The sequence below is a fragment of the Bacteroides caecigallinarum genome, assembly GCF_021530995.1.
GTDB classification, from domain to species: Bacteria; Bacteroidota; Bacteroidia; order Bacteroidales; family Bacteroidaceae; genus Phocaeicola; species Phocaeicola faecigallinarum.
This window is the reverse complement of the sequence record NZ_JADYTF010000370.1, coordinates 1-255: the sequence shown is the minus strand read 5'-3', so window position 1 is coordinate 255 and position 255 is coordinate 1. Positions and strand designations below refer to the sequence as shown.

Sequence of the window (255 nt, the reverse complement as noted above, 5' to 3'; positions counted from 1 at the left end):
TAGGCATGATTAAAATGGGCAAGACCCGATACAAGACCAGGTTTGGCAACTTGAACGCATCCGCCATCATTGACAGACTGAAAAAAGAAAAGTCTGTCAGGTACAGCCGCAAGCTGAATTGTCATTATGCTTATATAGATGCTGAATATGCCAACCGGAAAATCCGCATCTTCTTCTGTAAAAGAGGACGGAAAGGAACATGGAACGCATTCCTTTCCACCAATACCGGACTGAACTTTTTTGAAGCATACCGCA

Annotated in this window: 1 pseudogene; it reads left to right on the top strand. The window is 43.5% G+C overall.

Going from position 1 to position 255, the window contains the following annotated elements:
- Positions 1-255: pseudogene (locus tag I6E24_RS17075) on the top strand (IS4 family transposase); the annotation flags it as partial.